Raw genomic sequence first — 18,157 nt, forward strand, 5'->3', positions numbered from 1 at the left:
CGGCAACTCAAGGATAGCATACAGAAGAACCGCCGGCGTGTTCAACTCTTGCGGCGGTGTAGGGAATTATTTTTCGTGAGGGAAAATCAAGTTCAGCACAATCGCCGTTAAACCACCGGCGGCAATACCGGATGAAAACAGGGTTTTCAGCCAGTCAGGAGCAAATTGCAGGATCAGTGGTTGTTGAGAAACTCCCATTCCTACTGCTAGAGACAATGCAATGATCATAATGGCACGGCGGTTAAGTGGTTCACGAGAAACGATACGCACGCCTGATGCGGCAATCGTTCCGAACATCACAATGGTTGCACCACCTAGTACGGGTTCAGGAATTTGTTGCACAAAGCCCGCCACCGCAGGGAACAGACCCAGTAGCACTAACATCAACGCCACTAAGTAACCCACATAGCGGCTAGCTACACCTGTTAATTGAATGACGCCATTGTTCTGACCAAAACAGGAGTTAGGGAAAGTATTAAACACGGCTGATACCATGGAATTTAGCCCATTTGCTAATACACCACCTTTAATACGTTTCATATACAGAGGGCCGCGCACTGGTTGCTCTGAGACATCCGACGTTGCGGTGATATCACCAATGGTCTCTAACGAGGTCACCATAAAAATCAGGATCAATGGAATGAGTAAATTCCAGTCAAAAGAGAGGCCATAATAAAAAGGTTCAGGAACTGTAATCAGAGATTGATTGACATCACCAACTTGCGCAGTTGGCAGCATATTCATCCACCAAGCAGCAAGGTAGCCTACCGCCATTGCAATCACTAATGATGCGACGCGCAAATACGGATTTTTCTGGCGCGTTAACAGGATAATGACGGCTAACACAATGCCGGCAAGAATGAGGTTATCAGGGGAACCAAATGTGTTATCGGCAAGCGCACTGTAACCCCCACCGATTGAAGTTAAACCGACTTGAATCAGTGATAAACCAATGATCATGACCACTACACCAGAAACCAGCGGCGTGATAACTCGACGAGCTAAATGTAAGAAGCGAGACAGGATAACTTCGGTTAGCGCAGCGACCATTAATGTGCCGAATAGCGCCGCCATCATGGATGGAATATCGGCTCCACCTTGTTTAAGTGCAACACCCCCCATAATCAGCGGTGCAACAAAGTTGAAACTGGTGCCTTGAATGGAAAGTAATCCGGAACCAACAGGCCCCCATGCACGGATCTGGATCAGGGAAGCAATTCCCGAAGCAAACAATGACATGCTGATAATGCGCTGGGTATCGTGAGCCGGTAGCCCAAGTGCTTGGCAAATAAGCATTGCGGGTGTAATAACCGCGACAAACATTGCCAATAGATGCTGTCCAGCAGCAAACAACGCCTGAGGTAAAGGCGGTCTATCTTCAAGGCGATATATCAGTTCGCTTTGATTTTGTACTGTTTTTTCAACATTTTGTTCTTCAGATGCCGTTGCGTTCATTATTCCTGTTCCACTAGCAAAAAGCGCATTTTAAAGAGAATTATACAAAAAGCAATCGTTTGCGCAAAATAAAAGAAAGTATCAATTAAAATTATGAGTGTCACATTTTTATATGTTTTAACTTGTATTTATCGCGATTTTTTTTTCTAATCCCTGCACCTGCTTTTGGCGTTTTAAGGAAAAAAATAACGTCTAATTAGTTTTAAATAATATTAACAACAGACGAGGTACGTAAATGTATCATCTCGATGTCTACGGCACTCTGGTGGCAGCCACGCTCGTGCTATTACTCGGACGTAAACTGGTAAAGTCAGTTTCATTTCTTGAAAAATACACTATCCCCGAACCCGTTGCGGGGGGATTATTAGTTGCTTTTACCCTGTTAGTGGTTAAGCAAGTATTTGATTGGAGCCTCTCCTTCGACTTATCACTGCAAGAACCGATGATGCTCGCATTCTTTGCGACCATTGGTTTGAATGCTAACTTAGCGAGCTTAAAAGCTGGCGGTAAAGCATTGTTAATCTTCATTTTTGTCGTTGTCGGTTTATTGCTGGTTCAAAATACAGTCGGTATCGCACTTGCGAAATTATTAGGTTTAGACCCTCTGATGGGGCTATTGGCCGGTTCAATCACTTTATCTGGTGGACATGGTACAGGTGCCGCTTGGGGTAAAATCTTTACTGAAGACTATGGCTTCAAGAGTGCAACTGAAGTTGCAATGGCTTGTGCAACCTTTGGTTTAGTACTTGGGGGACTGATTGGTGGCCCTGTTGCACGTTTCTTAATTCGCAATATTCCAACACCTGGTACCGCGGATGAGGACAAAGATGTTCCGACCGCATTTGAGAAGCCACAATCCAATCGCATGATCAACTCGATGGTGTTGATTGAAACTATTGCGTTGATTGCTATCTGTTTGCTAGCAGGAAGCTGGATTGCTGGGCTACTATCAGGCACCGCATTTGCACTGCCTAAGTTTGTTTGCGTATTGTTCGTCGGTGTTATCTTAAGTAACAGCCTATCTTTACTTGGTTTTTACCGAGTATTCGACCGCGCGGTTTCTGTCATGGGTAACGTCAGCCTATCCTTATTCTTAGCCATGGCATTAATGAGCTTAAAACTGTGGGAATTGGCGTCTTTGGCAATCCCAATGTTAGTGATTCTCGGTGTTCAAGCTTGCGTTATGGCGGGGTATGCGATTTTTGTTACCTTCCGTGTGATGGGCAAAAACTATGATGCTGCCATTTTAGCGGCGGGTCACTGTGGTTTCGGTTTAGGGGCAACACCAACCGCTATCGCTAACATGCAAGCGGTAACTGATAAATTTGGTCCATCCCACCTCGCATTCTTAGTCGTGCCAATGGTAGGGGCATTCTTTATCGATATTGTGAATGCGTTAGTGATTAAGTTCTACTTATGGTTGCCGGTTTTCCCAACGATTGGTGGCTAGTGCAAAACAAGTATTGAAGTAAATACAAACATATATAACTAAATGTATAAATAAAGCAGGTATTGCCGTGGACATGGATGTGTTCACGGCAATTTTCATTTTAAGGTAGGAAAAAATTTAAGCGTGGCTATATTGTTCGCGCTCAGGGAGCCAGCGTTCAATAATCTTCTGGGCGTGCTCAGGGTAGTTTTGCTGGATATGGCGTGCTAACCGTTGCACTTCTGGCAACATATATTGATCTCGTAGCAAATCCGCCACTTTAAAATCCGCATTTCCTGTCTGCCTTGTACCTAGCAGCTCTCCGGGGCCTCGAATTTCTAAATCTTTTTGAGCAATGACAAAGCCATCGTTGCTATCTCGTAAAACTTGTAAGCGCTGTTTAGCGGTGTGAGTGAGCGGTGTTTTATAAAGTAGCACACAGTGAGACGCGACAGAGCCACGACCAACTCGCCCTCGTAGTTGGTGTAATTGTGCTAGTCCAAGCCGCTCGGGGTTATCAATTATCATCAGACTTGCGTTCGGAACATCCACCCCCACTTCGATAACGGTGGTAGCAACAAGTAACTGGATCTCGTTATTCTTAAATGCTGCCATGATGCTCTGTTTTTCGGCGGGTTTCATGCGACCGTGTATCAACCCCACTTTGAGTTCAGGTAGTGCCAGCGCCAGCTCTTCGCTGGTAACTTGGGCAGCTTGAGCTTCGAGCACCTCTGAGTCATCAATCAATGTACACACCCAATAAGCTTGTCGTCCTTCCTCTAAACAGGCTTGTCGAACGCGCTCGACAATATCACTACGTCGGGTATCTGGAATCGCTACTGTAGTGACTGGGGTTCTTCCTGGTGGAAGCTCGTCAATCACGGAGGTATCGAGATCGGCATAGGCAGTCATCGCCAGCGTGCGTGGGATTGGCGTAGCGGTCATGATTAATTGATGTGGATGAAATCCTTGTTGTTCACCTTTCTCACGCAGAGCGAGCCGCTGGTGAACACCAAAGCGGTGTTGTTCATCAATGATGACTAACCCTAAAGAGTGAAAGCTCACTTGCTCTTGGAAGATTGCATGGGTACCGACGACCATCGAGACTTCACCACTCGCGATGGCATCTTGTTGTTGCTGGCGCGCTTTACCTTTTTGCTTACCCGCTAACCAGCCTACTTTGATACCTAGAGGTTCAAACCACTGGTTAAAGGTGTTCGCGTGCTGTTCTGCAAGAATTTCAGTCGGTGCCATTAAGGCAACTTGTTTACCATTTTCAATGGCGCACAGTGCGGCTAATGCAGCCACAAGAGTTTTACCGGAACCGACATCCCCTTGAATCAAACGCATCATGGGGGCATTTTTTTGTAAATCAGTTTCGATTTCAGCCACGACGCGTTTTTGCGCGTTAGTTGGTGAGAACGGTAAATTTGCCAGTAAAGGCGTTTTAAATTTCCCTGAAGATACCAGTGGCTCGGCATAGAGCCGCTCATTACCCGCCCGAATGGCGAGCATACTTAAATGGTGAGCCAGTAACTCTTCAAGGATCAAACGCTTTTGAGCTGGGTGATGCCCCTTTTCCAACTCATCTAACGAAACATCCGGTGGCGGAGTGTGTAACAGTCGGATGGCATCAGGGAGGCTAATTAGACTACGGCTGAACTCTTCAGGCAGTAATTCTTGAATATTACCACTTTCTAGCATGGCTAGCGCTTGTTCCATCACTTTACGCAATGTGGCTTGGCGGACGCCTTCGGTTGTCGGATAAACTGGCGTTAGGTTCTCTTGAAGGGCGATATTATCTGTTTCTTGAGAGACTTTGTATTCAGGGTGAATGATTTCAGGCCCGGTATTACCACGACGCACTTCCCCGTAGGCAGTCACTTGGCGGCCTTCGGCTAAACTGTTTTTCATCGCGGCAGAGAAATTGAAAAAACGCAGTGTGAGGTTGCCAGTGCCATCACTGATCAGGCAGGTCATCATTCTTTTGCGCCCAAAGACGACTTTGGTTTGTAGAACGTGACCGGTGATAGTGGCTGTTGTGCCGGGCATCAAATCTTTAATCTGATAAAGACGCGTATGATCTTCATAACGCAGTGGAAAATGCAGAAGCAAGTCCTGAACTGTGTTCAACCCGATTTTACTCATTTTTTCTGACTGGCTGGCACCAATGCCATGAAGTGAAGTCAGTGAAATGGTATTAAGCAGACCACGGTTCATGTCGATTCCTTAACTGAGTTGTTTTCTCTTCATTTTTTCAGAAAGCTGCATTTGTGCCCACCAAGCATCATCGGCTTCTATCTGACCTTGCTGATTGATAAATGGGCGAGGAAGCCCTTTGCGTTTAGCCACTTCAGCCAGTACAGGATAGCCACCTTCAAATAGCCATTCTTGTTGTTCTTGCTCAGATAATAGACTATTTTCTCGCTCATACATGCCTGCGAGTTGGCGCTGACGCTGGGCTTCATACAAAATAAGCGCAGAGGCGACAGAGACATTGAGTGACTGCACCATACCAACCATTGGGATGATAATATGTTGATCTGCAAGGGCTAATGCCTTGTCTGATATACCCGTTTTCTCTTGCCCCACCATAATACAGGTTGGGCGGGTATAATCAATTTCTCGAAAATCGACAGCCGTATCTGACAGATTCGTCACTAAAACCTGCATACCTTGGGATTTTATCTGAGTAATGGCACTTTCTGTGGACTGGTGCGAAATGACTTTTACCCAACTATTACTTCCCGCCGCAGAAGAGACAGAGAGTTTAACCTGTTGGTCTGGCCAAATGGCATGAATTTTGTGGATCCCGACAGCATCAGCACTGCGCACAATTGCAGAAACATTATGAGGCTTATGAATTTCTTCAAGACAGAGTGTTAGGTCGGGCTGCCGCATCGCCATCATTTGGCAAATGCGGCGATAGCGGCGTTCATTCATAGTGAGAGTTCGTGTTTTTAATGGTATCGACTAATTACGGTTACGGCTGACGCGTAGAACGTCTGGCATGATACGAATTTTACGCATCACGTTAGCCAACTGAATACGGTTTTTAATCGACAAGCGAATAAAGGCACAGTAAACACGACCATCTTTCTCTTCAGTGTTCATGCTTTGAATACTTGAATTCGCATCATTAATAGCGGCGGTCAAGTTAGCAAGGGCACCTTGATGGTTTATCATATCGACTTTAATTTCAGCGATAAAATCCGTGTCTGTTTCGGTATCCCACTCGACAGCCATAAATTTATCCGGTTCTTTCTGATAACCACGGATATTGCGGCAAGATTCATGGTGAATAACCAATCCTTTACCTGGGCTAATATGCGCAATAATTGGGTCGCCCGGGATAGGTCGGCAGCATTTTGCAAAGGTGATTAAGACACCATCAGCCCCTTTGATGGACAGTTTATTACGGTTTTCCGTAATCACAGGTTCTTCAACGGCACTTGGCTGAGCACTTTGAGGGTTACTTTGCAAGTTGCGAGCCACCACAACACTCATAGCATTACCTAAACCAATTTCGGCAAGTAAATCATCAATCGAGTGGAGCTTCATGCGAGCTAACTCGGCATCGATGCTTTCACGAGGTATATCCGTGATTTTGGTGCCTGCACCTAGCGCATGATTGAGTAGGCGACGCCCTAAATTAACGGAGTCTTCGCGTTTTAAATTCTTCAGTAACTGGCGGATTTTTGCACGTGCTTTTGAGCTAACGACAAAGTTCAACCATGCTGCATTTGGTCGAGCGCCTGGAGCCGTAATAATTTCTACCGTTTGACCGCTAGAAAGTGACTGGGAGAGTGGGTAAGGTTGGCGATCAACTCGCGCACCCACACAGGCATGACCGATGTCAGTATGCACGGCATATGCAAAGTCCACTGGGGTCGCGCCTGTCGGCAATTCGACAATACGACCTTCGGGGGTGAAAACGTAAATTTCATCAGGAAAGAGGTCTGATTTTACGCTTTCAATAAATTCAAATGAGCTTCCCGCACTCTGTTGGAGTTCGAGCAAGCTTTGCATCCAACGCTGGGCTTTCACCTGCGCAGTGGTTCCCAATTCGCCTTGTTCTTTATATGCCCAGTGAGCAGCAACACCCATTTCAGCCATTTGGTCCATATCTTCAGTACGAATTTGTACTTCGACTGGTACCCCATGAGGCCCAATTAATGAGGTGTGGAGAGATTGGTAGCCGTTCGCCTTAGGAATAGCAATATAGTCTTTGATTCGCCCCGGACGAGGTTTATAAAGACTGTGCATTTGCCCTAAAACACGGTAGCAGGTATCAACGTCTTCGACGATGACCCTAAAAGCATAGATATCCATAATGGAATGGAATCGCTGCTCTTTTTGATGCATTTTTCGATAGATAGAATACAGATGTTTTTCGCGACCACTGACTGTACAGGGGACACCTGCTTCCGTTAATCGACCGTCAATTTCAGAAAGGATTTTTTGGATCATTTCTTTACGGTTACCACGAGCGGATTTCACCACTTCTTTGATAACACGATAACGGTTTGGATACAGCGCTTCGAAACCTAACTCTTCGAGTTCGGTTTTAATATGGTGGATACCTAAACGGTGCGCGAGGGGGCTGTAGATTTCCAGTGTTTCACGCGCTATGCGGCGACGCTTATCGGGTCTTAATGACCCAAGCGTGCGCATATTGTGAGTGCGGTCTGCCAGTTTGATCAAAATGACACGGATATCTTTCACCATTGCCATGATCATTTTACGGAAATTTTCTGCTTGAGCTTCTTTCTTGTCGCGGAAATTCAGCTTATCCAGTTTGGAAACCCCTTCGACTAAGCCGGCGACAGTGGTTCCAAACAGTTGCTCTATGTCTTGAAATGTCGCTGGAGTATCTTCAATCACATCATGAAGTAGCGCGGCCATCAGTGTTTCATGATCCAAACGCATTTCAGCCAGAATACAAGCAACAGCAACAGGGTGAGTAATATAAGGCTCACCACTGGAACGGGTCTGCCCTTCATGAGCATCCCGTGCGACAACATAGGCTTTTTTCAGTAATTCAACTTGCTCTTTTGGGAGATATTGTTGAATTATGAGATTTAGGCTTTCAAACAGATACAAGGCAGACCCACCTTAGTAATTAGCGACGACCTTCAGCGATCGCAGAAACTGCCTGCATTTCAGCGGCTTCTTGCTCTTGCTGTTCTTGGCGTTCACGCACATCCAAAATGTGACCGTTAATTAAACCTTCTTCTACTTCACGTAGCGCGATAACAGTGTGCTTATCGTTTTCTTCTGGAACTAAAGGATCTTTACCACCAGTTTGTAACTGACGAGCTCTACGTGCTGCGACCAGTACGAGGTCAAAACGGTTACCAATTTTTTCTACTGCGTCTTGAACAGTTACGCGTGCCATAAGTGTGCTACTCCAAAGAAATAAAAAAATGACCTGATATGATACTGAAACTATTCTCAGTCTGCTAGTAATTTGCTGATTAAAGCATCATGTCGCTGGACTTGGCGACCTAATCTCAAGCGCTCAGCACGCATGATAGATTGTAAATCGCTCAGTGCGGTGTTGAAATCGTCGTTTACAATGACGTAATCGTATTCATTGTAATGCTCAATTTCGCCAACGGCTTGTGACATGCGCTTTTCAATGACTTCATCACTATCTTGACCACGACCACGCAGACGGCGATATAGCTCATCTTTTGATGGTGGTAGGATAAAAATACTACGTGCTTCTGGCATTTTAGCGCGAATTTGCTGAGCACCTTGCCAGTCAATATCAAGAAACACATCCACGCCACTATTTAAGACTTCCTCAATAATGGGTTTTGAGGTGCCATAGTAGTTACCGAAAACACAGGCATGCTCTAAAAAGTCATTGTTCTCAACCATCTGAAGAAATTCAGCTTCAGAAACAAAGAAGTAATGCTCGCCATGAATTTCGCCTGGGCGTGCAGCTCGAGTTGTATGAGAAACAGAAACTTGAGTGTCATACAACGGTTGTGTCTTCAATAATGCTTGGATAAGACTGGACTTACCTGCGCCACTAGGAGCAGAGAGAATATATAGCGTGCCTTGTATCATGATGATTTCTTGAATATTTGTGGGTTAGACATAAAAGATAGTGATAAACCCTACATAGTATACACGTACTTAAGGCAACATGCAGCGATATCAATTAACCATGAAATAAGAGTAAAAAATTTTGGTTATTAGAAAATTGCGAACGCCTTCCAGAAAATAAATGTAACGCGATGAAAATAGTATTTGTTTTACGAGTCGCTATGCAATTGGCAAAAGTACCTACTGTATCTCTTTATTGATTGACCCAGAATGCAATGGCAACGCAGCGCTTTATCATTCAATTCATTAACGTCAATATAATAGGGACATTATGCATTACTTTTCAGTCAGGAAACTCTGGAAATTTGGTTGGTTCTGCCTATTACTTCAATCTGTTATTTCAATAGGCTACGGTGCGGAAATGGTAGATTCTCAAAAAGCATGCCGCTCACTAGACAATGAATTAATAAGAATGGAACAGCGGCGGCTGGGGGAGCAGCTACAAGAGTGGGATAGGCAATATCAAATCGACGGCGTGAGCGGCGTAAGTGATGAAGTTTATGATCAACTTTTGGCGAAGTGGCAGCAGGGACAGCGTTGTCAAAATTTGCCTGACACACTAACACAACCATTACAGCCTAAAACTGAACGATTAACAAAGCATCCCATACCCCATACGGGGTTGAAAAAATTGAAATCAGAAGAAATAGCCGCATGGATAGCGCCTCGTCATGAAGTTTGGTTGCAACCTAAAGTCGATGGTGTTGCGGTGACGCTGCACTATGAAAATGGACGTTTAGTGTCAATGATTAGTCGGGGGAATGGGAGTGAAGGGCTTAATTGGCGAGATAAAGCCGATTTTATTCAAGCTATCCCCAAAACTATTTCAACGAAGCAATCTCTGGTTTTACAGGGGGAACTGTTCTGGAGGCTCAATGAACATGTACAAAATGCGGATGGTGGAAGAAATGCACGGAGTAAAATTGCGGGTTGGTTGATGCGCAAGGAGTTACCTACACAGGTCACAGATGATATCGGCATTTTTATTTGGGCATGGCCTGATAACTCTGTTGCTATGAATCGTCAATTGAGTGAATTAAAGAGGCTAGGATTTGAGTTGGCACAACGATATAGCCATCCAATAGCAAACTATCAATCAGCAGCCAAGTGGCGTGACTACTATTATTCAGCACCGATGCCATTTGCAACTGACGGTATTGTATTGAAAAGCTTTCCATCGCCACCAGCATCAGCTTGGCAGGCAAACCAAAACAGTTGGAGCGTGGCATGGAAATACCCATTAAAAAGCGTGGTTTCAGAGGTTATGGATTTAACTTTTCGGGTAGGAAAATCCGGGGCTGTAAATGTTATTGCTAACATTGAACCCGTCACGATCGATGATAAAAAGGTGAGTAAAATCCGCATTGGTTCGCTTAATTCCTGGAAGCAAAAAGATGTGCTAGTTGGGGATAAAATCCAGCTAACGTTATCTGGGCATGGTACTCCATTTATGGAGCAAGTCATTTGGCGGCGAGAGCTGCGTCAGTATCCAGATACATCATCTCTCGAAAACTTTCATTCATTGAGCTGTTTATCATATACACCGGATTGTGCACCCCAATTTGTTGCCCGACTTGCTTGGCTAGGCAAACAGTTAAAGATTCGCGGGGTGGGCGAAAAAACATGGAAGGCATGGGCGGAACAATATGGGCTCTCAACGTTACTTGGCTGGCTTTCTCCACAATGGCAAGATTCATTACCTAAGAATAAGAAAACGACAAATGCGCTTAGCCAGCTACAAAAAGCATCTATGCAGCCAATAGTAAATTGGTTGAAAGGGCTTGGAATTCCATTAGAAATAGGGCATCTAAACAAGATATCTACAATAGAAAAATTGAATCAACGAGAGAGTGTGGAAGCTCTGGGCTTATCTGAAAAACGGAAACAAGTATTAAAGTACTGGCTGGCAGAGCCTGAAATTCAGAAGGCACTAGACACTTTGCAGGAACTGTATACTTTGCAGAAACTAGATATCAGCCATTAGGGGTTAAGCAAATGGCTGATAGGAAAATCAGTTTTGGTTAATCTTGGCTTTCGTAATTAAAGATAGGTAATCCCAAACGGTAGCGAATGGCAAGTAACCTAGCACTTAAACCTGCTACTAACGTGATAATGACCACGATATCTTTCGGAAGCGGTGTATATAGCAAACCGATATATAACCATGCGGCAGCAAAAGAGACGCCAGCGTAGACTTCTTTTTGGAAAACCAGAGGGATGGTGTTACACAACATGTCACGAAGGACACCGCCAAATACACCTGTAACCACAGCCGCGATGGCGGCAATGATAGGGCTATAATTCATATCGAGGGCGATTTGAGCACCAAGAATAGAGAAGACGATTAAACCAATCGCATCAAGTATTAAGAAGAGCCGGCGAAGGTGTTTCATCATCGGGGCTATCCATATGGTGACAATGGCAGCACCTGCCACGGTCATGATGTATTCGGGGTGGGCAACCCAACCTAGAGGATAGTGGCCGAGTAGAATATCACGGACAGAGCCACCGCCGATGGCTGTTGCAGAGGCAATAATGATCACGCCAAAGACATCCATTTTACGGCGTCCAGCAGCTAAAGCGCCTGTCATGGCTTCGGCAGTAATACCAATAATATAGAGAACACTTAATAACATGATGGTTTTATTCAATACTATAGTGATTGTCTAAGGGTAATATTACTTGTGAAACTTCTCGACTGAGATTTTTTATTCTCTTAAAGAATTGATTAGTTAAAGTAATCCGATAGCCTGTGTTAAATGATGTCAAAGGATAACAGATTGAACAATAAAATGCCTTATAAAGAAATATGTATTACTGAGGATTCGCGGAGTCATCAGCTTACAAATATTAATGTTTGGACACCAGATAGTCAGTGGTTAGCTTATGATGTTCGACCAAGTGGCAGTTCATTTACCGGGAAAACCATAGAAAAAATTCATGTTACAACCCATCAAAAAGTGGAAATCTATCGAGGATTGCATGGTGCCCATGTTGGCGTAGTCACTGTAAGCGCTGAAAATCCGCCTCGTTATGCTTTTATTCAGGGACCAGAATATCCCGATGAGTCTTGGCAGTATGATTTCCATCATCGCCGGGGTATTTACGTTGATGACAACCAACTTGGTATTGCTCATCCGATTGATGCAATGTGTATTACGCCACCTTATATGGCGGGTGCGCTCAGAGGCGGAACGCATGTTCATGTTTTCAGCCCTGACGGGAAGTGGCTGAGCTTTACCTATAATGACCATGTTTTGCATGAACTCGATATCCAATTAGACCAACGCAATGTGGCTGTTGCCGTACCTGCAGGCGCTGTGACCGTTGAACCTATTGGTCATGAAAGAGAATATAGCGGCAATTTTTTCTGTAGTGTTGTGACGAAGACGACTTTGGCGCCAACTCCGAATAGTGACGAGATAAGCCGAGCTTATGAAGAGGGATGGATTGGTCAACGTGGTTATATGGATCAACAAGGTCAGTGGCAAGCACGCGCATTAGCGTTTATCGGAGATACACATCATCAAAATGGTGACGTGATCCCTGAAGTTTATTTAGTTGATTTACCCGAAGATCCCAATGAATTCAAAATTCAAGGCGATAAACCTCTGCAAGGTACCGAAAAAACTATGCCAGCGCCGCCTAAGAATGTGAAACAAAGGCGCTTAACGTATACGCATCATCGGAAATTTCCAGGGTTAGCGAAACAGCCAAGACACTGGCTGCGTTCTTCTCCAAATGGCGAATCAATTGCTTGTTTGATGCATGATGATCATGGCATTGTGCAATTATGGTTGGTGGCAACGGCAACAGGGACGCTCACCCAAGTGACATTTGGCGAGTCTTCAATTCAGTCTGCATTTAGTTGGAATAAGACCGGTGAGTATCTCTGCTTTGTGTATGACAATAGCGTTGTGCGTTGCCATGTAGCGACCGGAAATTTAGAACGGTTAACCCGGAGAACAGAAATAGCCCCTGTTGCAGATGCCGTTGTCTTTTCTCCAAATGATAAATTTGTAGCATTTATGCGAGATATTGATGGGTTTAGACAGATTTATATTGTCGAAACAGGATTATCTAATTAAATTTTATCTGGGATAACACCTATGAAGAATAAAAAGATGAAAATTCATCTCTTTATTCTTCAGAAAAAGAGAGTTCAGGTCATCATTAAATTAAATGCTCAACATTCAATTAAAGTATATTGACTTGAAATTAATAAGTGTTGGGTTAATAGAATAGATTAAAAAAGATGGAAATTTGGTCAGTAAGATAAAGGTATTATTAACCTAAATTAAGTTAATAATATTAATTGTATTTTAAGTATTATATTCCTGATTAGAGCATCAATAAGTTACTTTAATATAGGGAAATCATTGAGGGTTCTTTGGCTGTTGTTTATCAGATTGCAGCGTATCAGGTGACTGTTTATCAAGTCGCTGTTTATCAAGTTGTTCTAAACGTTTTTTCGGTGAGTCGGCCTCTTGTGAGCCGTTTGAATGCATATAATCCATGGGGATTAATAATGTATCCATAAGTGCAGTAAATGGTAAATCGATAACCAGTAATGGCTTAACTACCCAGCCCGTATCTTCATGTTGCAGCATATCAACACTATTTTTTGTTCCAGGATAATAGCTATCAGTAGGACCAGCATGAGTCATAATACTGGAGCAGCCACTTAATGTAAGAGTCAATAATGTGGAAAATGCGAACGACCTAAAAAAAATCAAGCTTGGCATATATATGTTGACCTGCATTGAAATGGATTTTGTTTAATCAGAGATCATAATAACTAAAAACTAAAAATTCACAATCGAACGACCCTATTATTATTTAAGATACCCTCGGAATAATAGCTCTTTTTTGTATTATTTTATGTCGGTGATGTTAATAATTAGCAATTAAATTGTTTTTAACTAAAGTATAAAATTGCTCAATTGAATTGCTGTGAACTGTGCTCTATCACACAACTTCCTCTGTGTTTATTTGGCACAATCGATTCAGTTGCAAATGTAATAACTCCGTATGTCCCGTATTTTGGTTCATTGTTGTCAAAAGGATAGCGGTCTATGAGTGAATTAGCGCTTACAGTCAGTTTATTAGCATTAGCTGCCGCACTAGGCTTATGGATAGGTAATTGGAAAATCCGCAATGTAGGCTTAGGGATTGGCGGGGTTCTTTTTGGTGGCATTATTGTTGGGCATTTTGCGCGAAGTTATGGCTTGTCTCTCAATAATGACATGCTGCATTTTATTCAAGAATTTGGTTTGATCCTCTTCGTGTATACCATCGGGATACAAGTTGGACCCGGTTTTTTCTCTTCTTTACGTGTTTCTGGTTTAAAACTTAATGGCTTTGCCTTGATGGTGGTTATTTTAGGGGCAGTCGTTACTGCTATTATCTATAAAATCGCAGATATCCCTCTACCGATTATTTTGGGCATTTTCTCGGGCGCAGTCACGAATACTCCATCGTTAGGGGCTGGGCAGCAAATTCTATCTGATTTAGGGTCAGACCCGAGTTTGGTGGGACAAATGGGAATGGGGTATGCGATGGCTTACCCGATGGGAATCTGCGGTATTTTGCTGGTGATGTGGCTAGTTCGTATTATCTTCCGTATCTCAGTAGATAAAGAAGCCGCGGAGTTCAATAGTGCGAATGTTCAGCATCGTGACTCACTGCAAACGATGAACATTGCGGTACGCAATACCAATCTTGATGGCTTGATGATGCAAGATATACCCATGCTTGGCAGCGAAGACATTGTTTGCTCGCGGCTAAAACGCGGGGAAATGATGGTGGTACCTCAGCCGACGACAGAAATACATCTTGGGGATTTACTGCATGTTGTTGGGCAAAAAGAGGATTTAAATAAAGTTCGCCTCATTCTTGGTGAAGAGGTTGAAGCATCATTATCAACTTCCAGTTCTGTATTGCATTCTGTTCGAGTGGTCGTGACTAATGACGCTGTATTAAGTAAACGCTTAAAAGAGCTGAATCTCAAGCAGAAATATGATGTGGTGGTAACGCGTTTGAACCGGACAGGGATTGACCTGATGGCAAACAACAATTCCGTGCTGCAATTTGGTGATATTCTCAATATTGTTGGTCGTCCTGAATCAATTGAAGCGGTTACTGCAATACTTGGAAACGCGAAACAGAAATTACAGCAAGTCCAGATGCTGCCGGTATTTATTGGGATAGGTTTGGGAGTTGTTTTAGGCTCGTTACCGATATTTGTACCGGGCTTTCCTGCTGCATTGAAGTTGGGTTTAGCGGGTGGGCCGTTAGTTGTTGCTTTGATCCTTGGACGAATAGGTACCATTGGCCGGCTGTATTGGTTTATGCCACCAAGTGCAAACTTAGCGTTGAGAGAGCTTGGTATTGTGATGTTCTTAGCGGTTGTAGGACTGAATTCGGGAGGGAGTTTTATTGAGACTCTTATTCAAGGGGATGGGCTTACATGGATTGGCTATGGGCTATTAATTACCTTTATTCCTCTGTTTATCACCGGTTTAGTCGCTCGCATTTTCGGCAAAATGAATTATTTAAGCCTATGCGGTGTGTTGGCTGGGTCTATGACAGATCCGCCAGCATTAGCTTTTGCAAATAATATCCATCCAACCAGCGGAGCACCGGCACTTTCTTATGCCACGGTATACCCTTTAGCAATGTTTTTACGCATTATTTCGCCGCAGTTGTTAGCCATCTTATTTTGGGCATTATGATTGTGAGTCATGGAAGGAATAGGGTGTGGAGAAAAAGTATCCGTCTATATAAGGGCGTAATTGGTCTTTGTTCTCGCCATAACTGATATCAAAAAAGTGGTTTAATAACCGCGAATAAGATTTGTCGTGAACAAATATATTCGATTTCAATTATGGAGTTCTCGCTAATTTTGGCCCTTTCCTCAATGGAAAGGGCTTTTTTTAACTCAATTTCTAGATTCAGCGTTCAGATTCTTGATAGGCTTTTTCTAATTCTTGAGCAAGGATTTGAATCCCTTGCTCAATCTTTTCTGGCTCAGGCACATAGTTCATTCGCATACATTCATGAGCATGTTGCCAATCTTCTTCAAGTCCTGGGAAAAAGTAATGTCCAGGAACCATCAATACACCACGTGCTTTTAAGCGGCGATAAAGTTCTAAACAACTAATTGGTAGATCTTTAAACCACAACCACAAGAAAATAGCGCCTTCAGGTTTATGAATTAGGCATTTATCTTCAGGGATATAGCGGCGAATAATCTTAATCACTTCTTCAACGCGCTGTTTATAGAATGGCCCTATAACATTTTGAGATAATTCAAATAAATCGTCACGCTGCAGCATTTCAAGTGCGATACTTGGACCTATACCACCCGGAGCAAGACTAATAATGCCATTCATATTACTGATGGCATCAATTAACTCTTCGCTACCAATAATAATACCGCAGCGAGTTCCCGGTAAGCCGAGTTTTGACAAGCTCATGCAGAGAATGACATTTTCATTCCAAAATGGTGTGGCTTCGCTAAAGATAATGCCGGGGAAGGGAACGCCATACGCATTATCAATCAATAATGGAATATTGTGTTGCTTAGCTAATTGGTCAAGATGCAGAACTTCCTCATCGGTGATCACGTTCCCTGTTGGATTGGTTGGGCGTGACACGCAAATCACACCAATATCTTCAGTGATTTCAAGGGTGTTGAAATCAACGTGATATTTAAACTGACCATCAGGTAAAAATTCAATTTGTGGCTTATTTGCCACAAAAAGGTCGTCATCAAGTCCAGAATCCGCATAACCCACATATTCAGGGGCAATTGGGAAAAGCACTTTACGAGAGATACCATCTTCAAAGCGACCAGCAAGTAGGTTAAATAGATAGAAAAACGCACTTTGGCTGCCGTTTGTTAGCGCAATATTTTTCGCGCTGATATCCCAGCCTAGTTTCGCTTTTAGAGTTGCTGCTAGCGCTTTCAACATGGCATCTTTGCCTTGAGGACCATCATAGTTACACAAGGTATCGGTCAATTGCCCATTGGCACACATTTCAGCGAGGAGGTCTTGGAAATATTTATCCATCTCAGGAATATGAGCAGGGTTCCCACCACCGAGCATAATAGCGCCGGGGGTTCTGAGGCCTTCATTCAAGTCTTTCATTAATTCTGAAATGCCTGAATTCTTAGCAAATTTATTACCAAATTTAGAGAAATTCATTGTATTTATTCACATTTGTTTATTAGGTTGTTAATGGAATTTCCAACATACCGCGCTCCTATCTAGAGTTCAATAGCTTAATTGCAGTTCTTTTTCATATAAAATATCAAGTATGGATAACAAATTAGTTTTTTAGATTAACTTATTGACTAAGCTTGGTTTATTTATGTTGTTATATATTCAGTTGCCATCGATAAATTTTGATTTATCGATACTGGCAACAATTTACAAGGTGGTCATTAACCATGCCAGTGGCTTGCATAAAGGCGTAGCAGGTAACCGAACCTACAAATTTGAAGCCATGTTTTTTCAGTGTTTTAGACAACGTCTTAGAAAGCTCTGTTTCTGCAGGAAGTTGTGCGGATTCAGTCCATTTATTGACGATGGGTTGGTGGTTTACAAAGCCCCAAATGAAAGTAGAAAAATCTATTCCTTCGTTTTTCATGGCTAAATAGGCCTTAGCATTAGCAATAATCGCGTTAATTTTTAATCGATTACGAATGATCCTTGAGTCTTGCATAAGCCGCTCTACGTCTTTTTCATCCATCATGGCAATCTTTTCGGGATCAAACTGATGGAACAGCTCTCGATACCCTTGGCGCTTTTTCAAAATGGTGTACCAAGAAAGCCCTGCTTGCTGACCTTCTAGGCAGATCATTTCGAATAATTCTTGATTATCTTTGGTGGGTTTTCCCCATTCATTATCGTGATAGGCAATATATTCGGGATCTTGATTGACCCAATGACAGCGAGTAACTGAAGTTTCCATTTTTCATCCTTTTTCTAATAATGTTCAGCTTGTGGGCAAGAATAGAATCTTTATACTGTATAAAAATACAGTTTTAAAGAGATGAAATTAATTTTTTTTCTTTTTAGAATGGTTACAGGCGTATTCATTGCTGTATATCTGGCGGTCAAAGGGTATACTGGTCACTTTCTTAAATTT

The 18,157-nt window shown here is 43.1% G+C and carries 10 protein-coding genes and 4 pseudogenes; 4 read left to right on the top strand and 10 right to left on the bottom strand.

The window, feature by feature from the left end; all coding sequences use genetic code 11:
- Window positions 1–66 precede the first annotated feature (66 nt).
- Window positions 67–1,455, bottom strand: coding sequence for a uracil-xanthine permease family protein (locus tag GKR74_RS01840; protein WP_154602283.1), 1,389 nt, complete (start codon window positions 1,453–1,455; stop codon window positions 67–69).
- Window positions 1,456–1,690: 235 nt separating this feature from the next.
- Between GKR74_RS01840 and gltS the strand changes: the two genes are divergently transcribed.
- Window positions 1,691–2,905: a sodium/glutamate symporter gene (gene gltS, locus GKR74_RS01845; protein WP_036948572.1), complete on the top strand. Its 1,215-nt coding sequence runs from the start codon at window positions 1,691–1,693 to the stop codon at window positions 2,903–2,905.
- Window positions 2,906–3,022: 117 nt separating this feature from the next.
- Here gltS and recG read toward each other — a convergent pair whose 3' ends face one another.
- The 5 genes and pseudogenes from recG to gmk form a co-directional block, all read right to left on the bottom strand.
- On the bottom strand, window positions 3,023–5,104 hold the full coding sequence (recG, locus tag GKR74_RS01850) for an ATP-dependent DNA helicase RecG (protein WP_154602284.1): 2,082 nt from the start codon (window positions 5,102–5,104) through the stop codon (window positions 3,023–3,025).
- A 9-nt stretch (window positions 5,105–5,113) separates the two neighbouring features.
- Window positions 5,114–5,827: a tRNA (guanosine(18)-2'-O)-methyltransferase TrmH gene (gene trmH, locus GKR74_RS01855; RefSeq protein ID WP_154602285.1), complete on the bottom strand. Its 714-nt coding sequence runs from the start codon at window positions 5,825–5,827 to the stop codon at window positions 5,114–5,116.
- Between the two features lie 30 nt (window positions 5,828–5,857).
- Window positions 5,858–7,987 (bottom strand): bifunctional GTP diphosphokinase/guanosine-3',5'-bis pyrophosphate 3'-pyrophosphohydrolase, encoded by a 2,130-nt coding sequence (gene spoT, locus GKR74_RS01860; protein ID WP_154602286.1) that lies wholly within the window; start codon window positions 7,985–7,987, stop codon window positions 5,858–5,860.
- Between the two features lie 19 nt (window positions 7,988–8,006).
- On the bottom strand, window positions 8,007–8,282 hold the full coding sequence (gene rpoZ, locus GKR74_RS01865; RefSeq protein ID WP_006659598.1) for a DNA-directed RNA polymerase subunit omega: 276 nt from the start codon (window positions 8,280–8,282) through the stop codon (window positions 8,007–8,009).
- 50 nt (window positions 8,283–8,332) lie between these two features.
- Window positions 8,333–8,962, bottom strand: a pseudogene (gene gmk, locus GKR74_RS01870) (guanylate kinase).
- Between the two features lie 310 nt (window positions 8,963–9,272).
- Between gmk and ligB the strand changes: the two are divergent.
- Complete coding sequence (gene ligB, locus GKR74_RS01875) at window positions 9,273–10,985, top strand: NAD-dependent DNA ligase LigB (RefSeq protein ID WP_154602287.1); 1,713 nt, start codon at window positions 9,273–9,275, stop codon at window positions 10,983–10,985.
- Between the two features lie 37 nt (window positions 10,986–11,022).
- Here ligB and GKR74_RS01880 read toward each other — a convergent pair whose 3' ends face one another.
- Window positions 11,023–11,637: a trimeric intracellular cation channel family protein gene (locus tag GKR74_RS01880; RefSeq protein ID WP_036948588.1), complete on the bottom strand. Its 615-nt coding sequence runs from the start codon at window positions 11,635–11,637 to the stop codon at window positions 11,023–11,025.
- Between the two features lie 123 nt (window positions 11,638–11,760).
- On the opposite strand from GKR74_RS01880, the gene GKR74_RS01885 reads away from it, so the two are divergent.
- A complete protein-coding gene (locus GKR74_RS01885; RefSeq protein ID WP_154602288.1) occupies window positions 11,761–13,089 on the top strand; it encodes a DUF3748 domain-containing protein in 1,329 nt (442 codons plus the stop codon).
- A 354-nt stretch (window positions 13,090–13,443) separates the two neighbouring features.
- Here the strand turns inward: GKR74_RS01885 and GKR74_RS18290 are convergent.
- Window positions 13,444–13,668 (bottom strand): annotated as a pseudogene (locus tag GKR74_RS18290) (YceK/YidQ family lipoprotein); the annotation flags it as partial.
- A gap of 408 nt (window positions 13,669–14,076) precedes the next feature.
- On the opposite strand from GKR74_RS18290, the pseudogene GKR74_RS01895 reads away from it, so the two are divergent.
- Window positions 14,077–15,732, top strand: a pseudogene (locus GKR74_RS01895) (putative transporter); the annotation flags it as partial.
- Between the two features lie 216 nt (window positions 15,733–15,948).
- Here GKR74_RS01895 and GKR74_RS01900 read toward each other — a convergent pair.
- Both GKR74_RS01900 and GKR74_RS01905 read right to left on the bottom strand, forming a co-directional pair.
- A pseudogene (locus tag GKR74_RS01900) lies at window positions 15,949–17,211 on the bottom strand (valine--pyruvate transaminase).
- A gap of 205 nt (window positions 17,212–17,416) precedes the next feature.
- Window positions 17,417–17,980, bottom strand: coding sequence for a DNA-3-methyladenine glycosylase I (locus GKR74_RS01905; RefSeq protein ID WP_154602292.1), 564 nt, complete (start codon window positions 17,978–17,980; stop codon window positions 17,417–17,419).
- Window positions 17,981–18,157: the final 177 nt, after the last annotated feature.

The sequence above is a fragment of the Providencia sp. wls1914 genome, from assembly GCF_009706645.1.
In the GTDB taxonomy this organism is placed as follows: Bacteria; Pseudomonadota; Gammaproteobacteria; order Enterobacterales; family Enterobacteriaceae; genus Providencia; species Providencia zhijiangensis.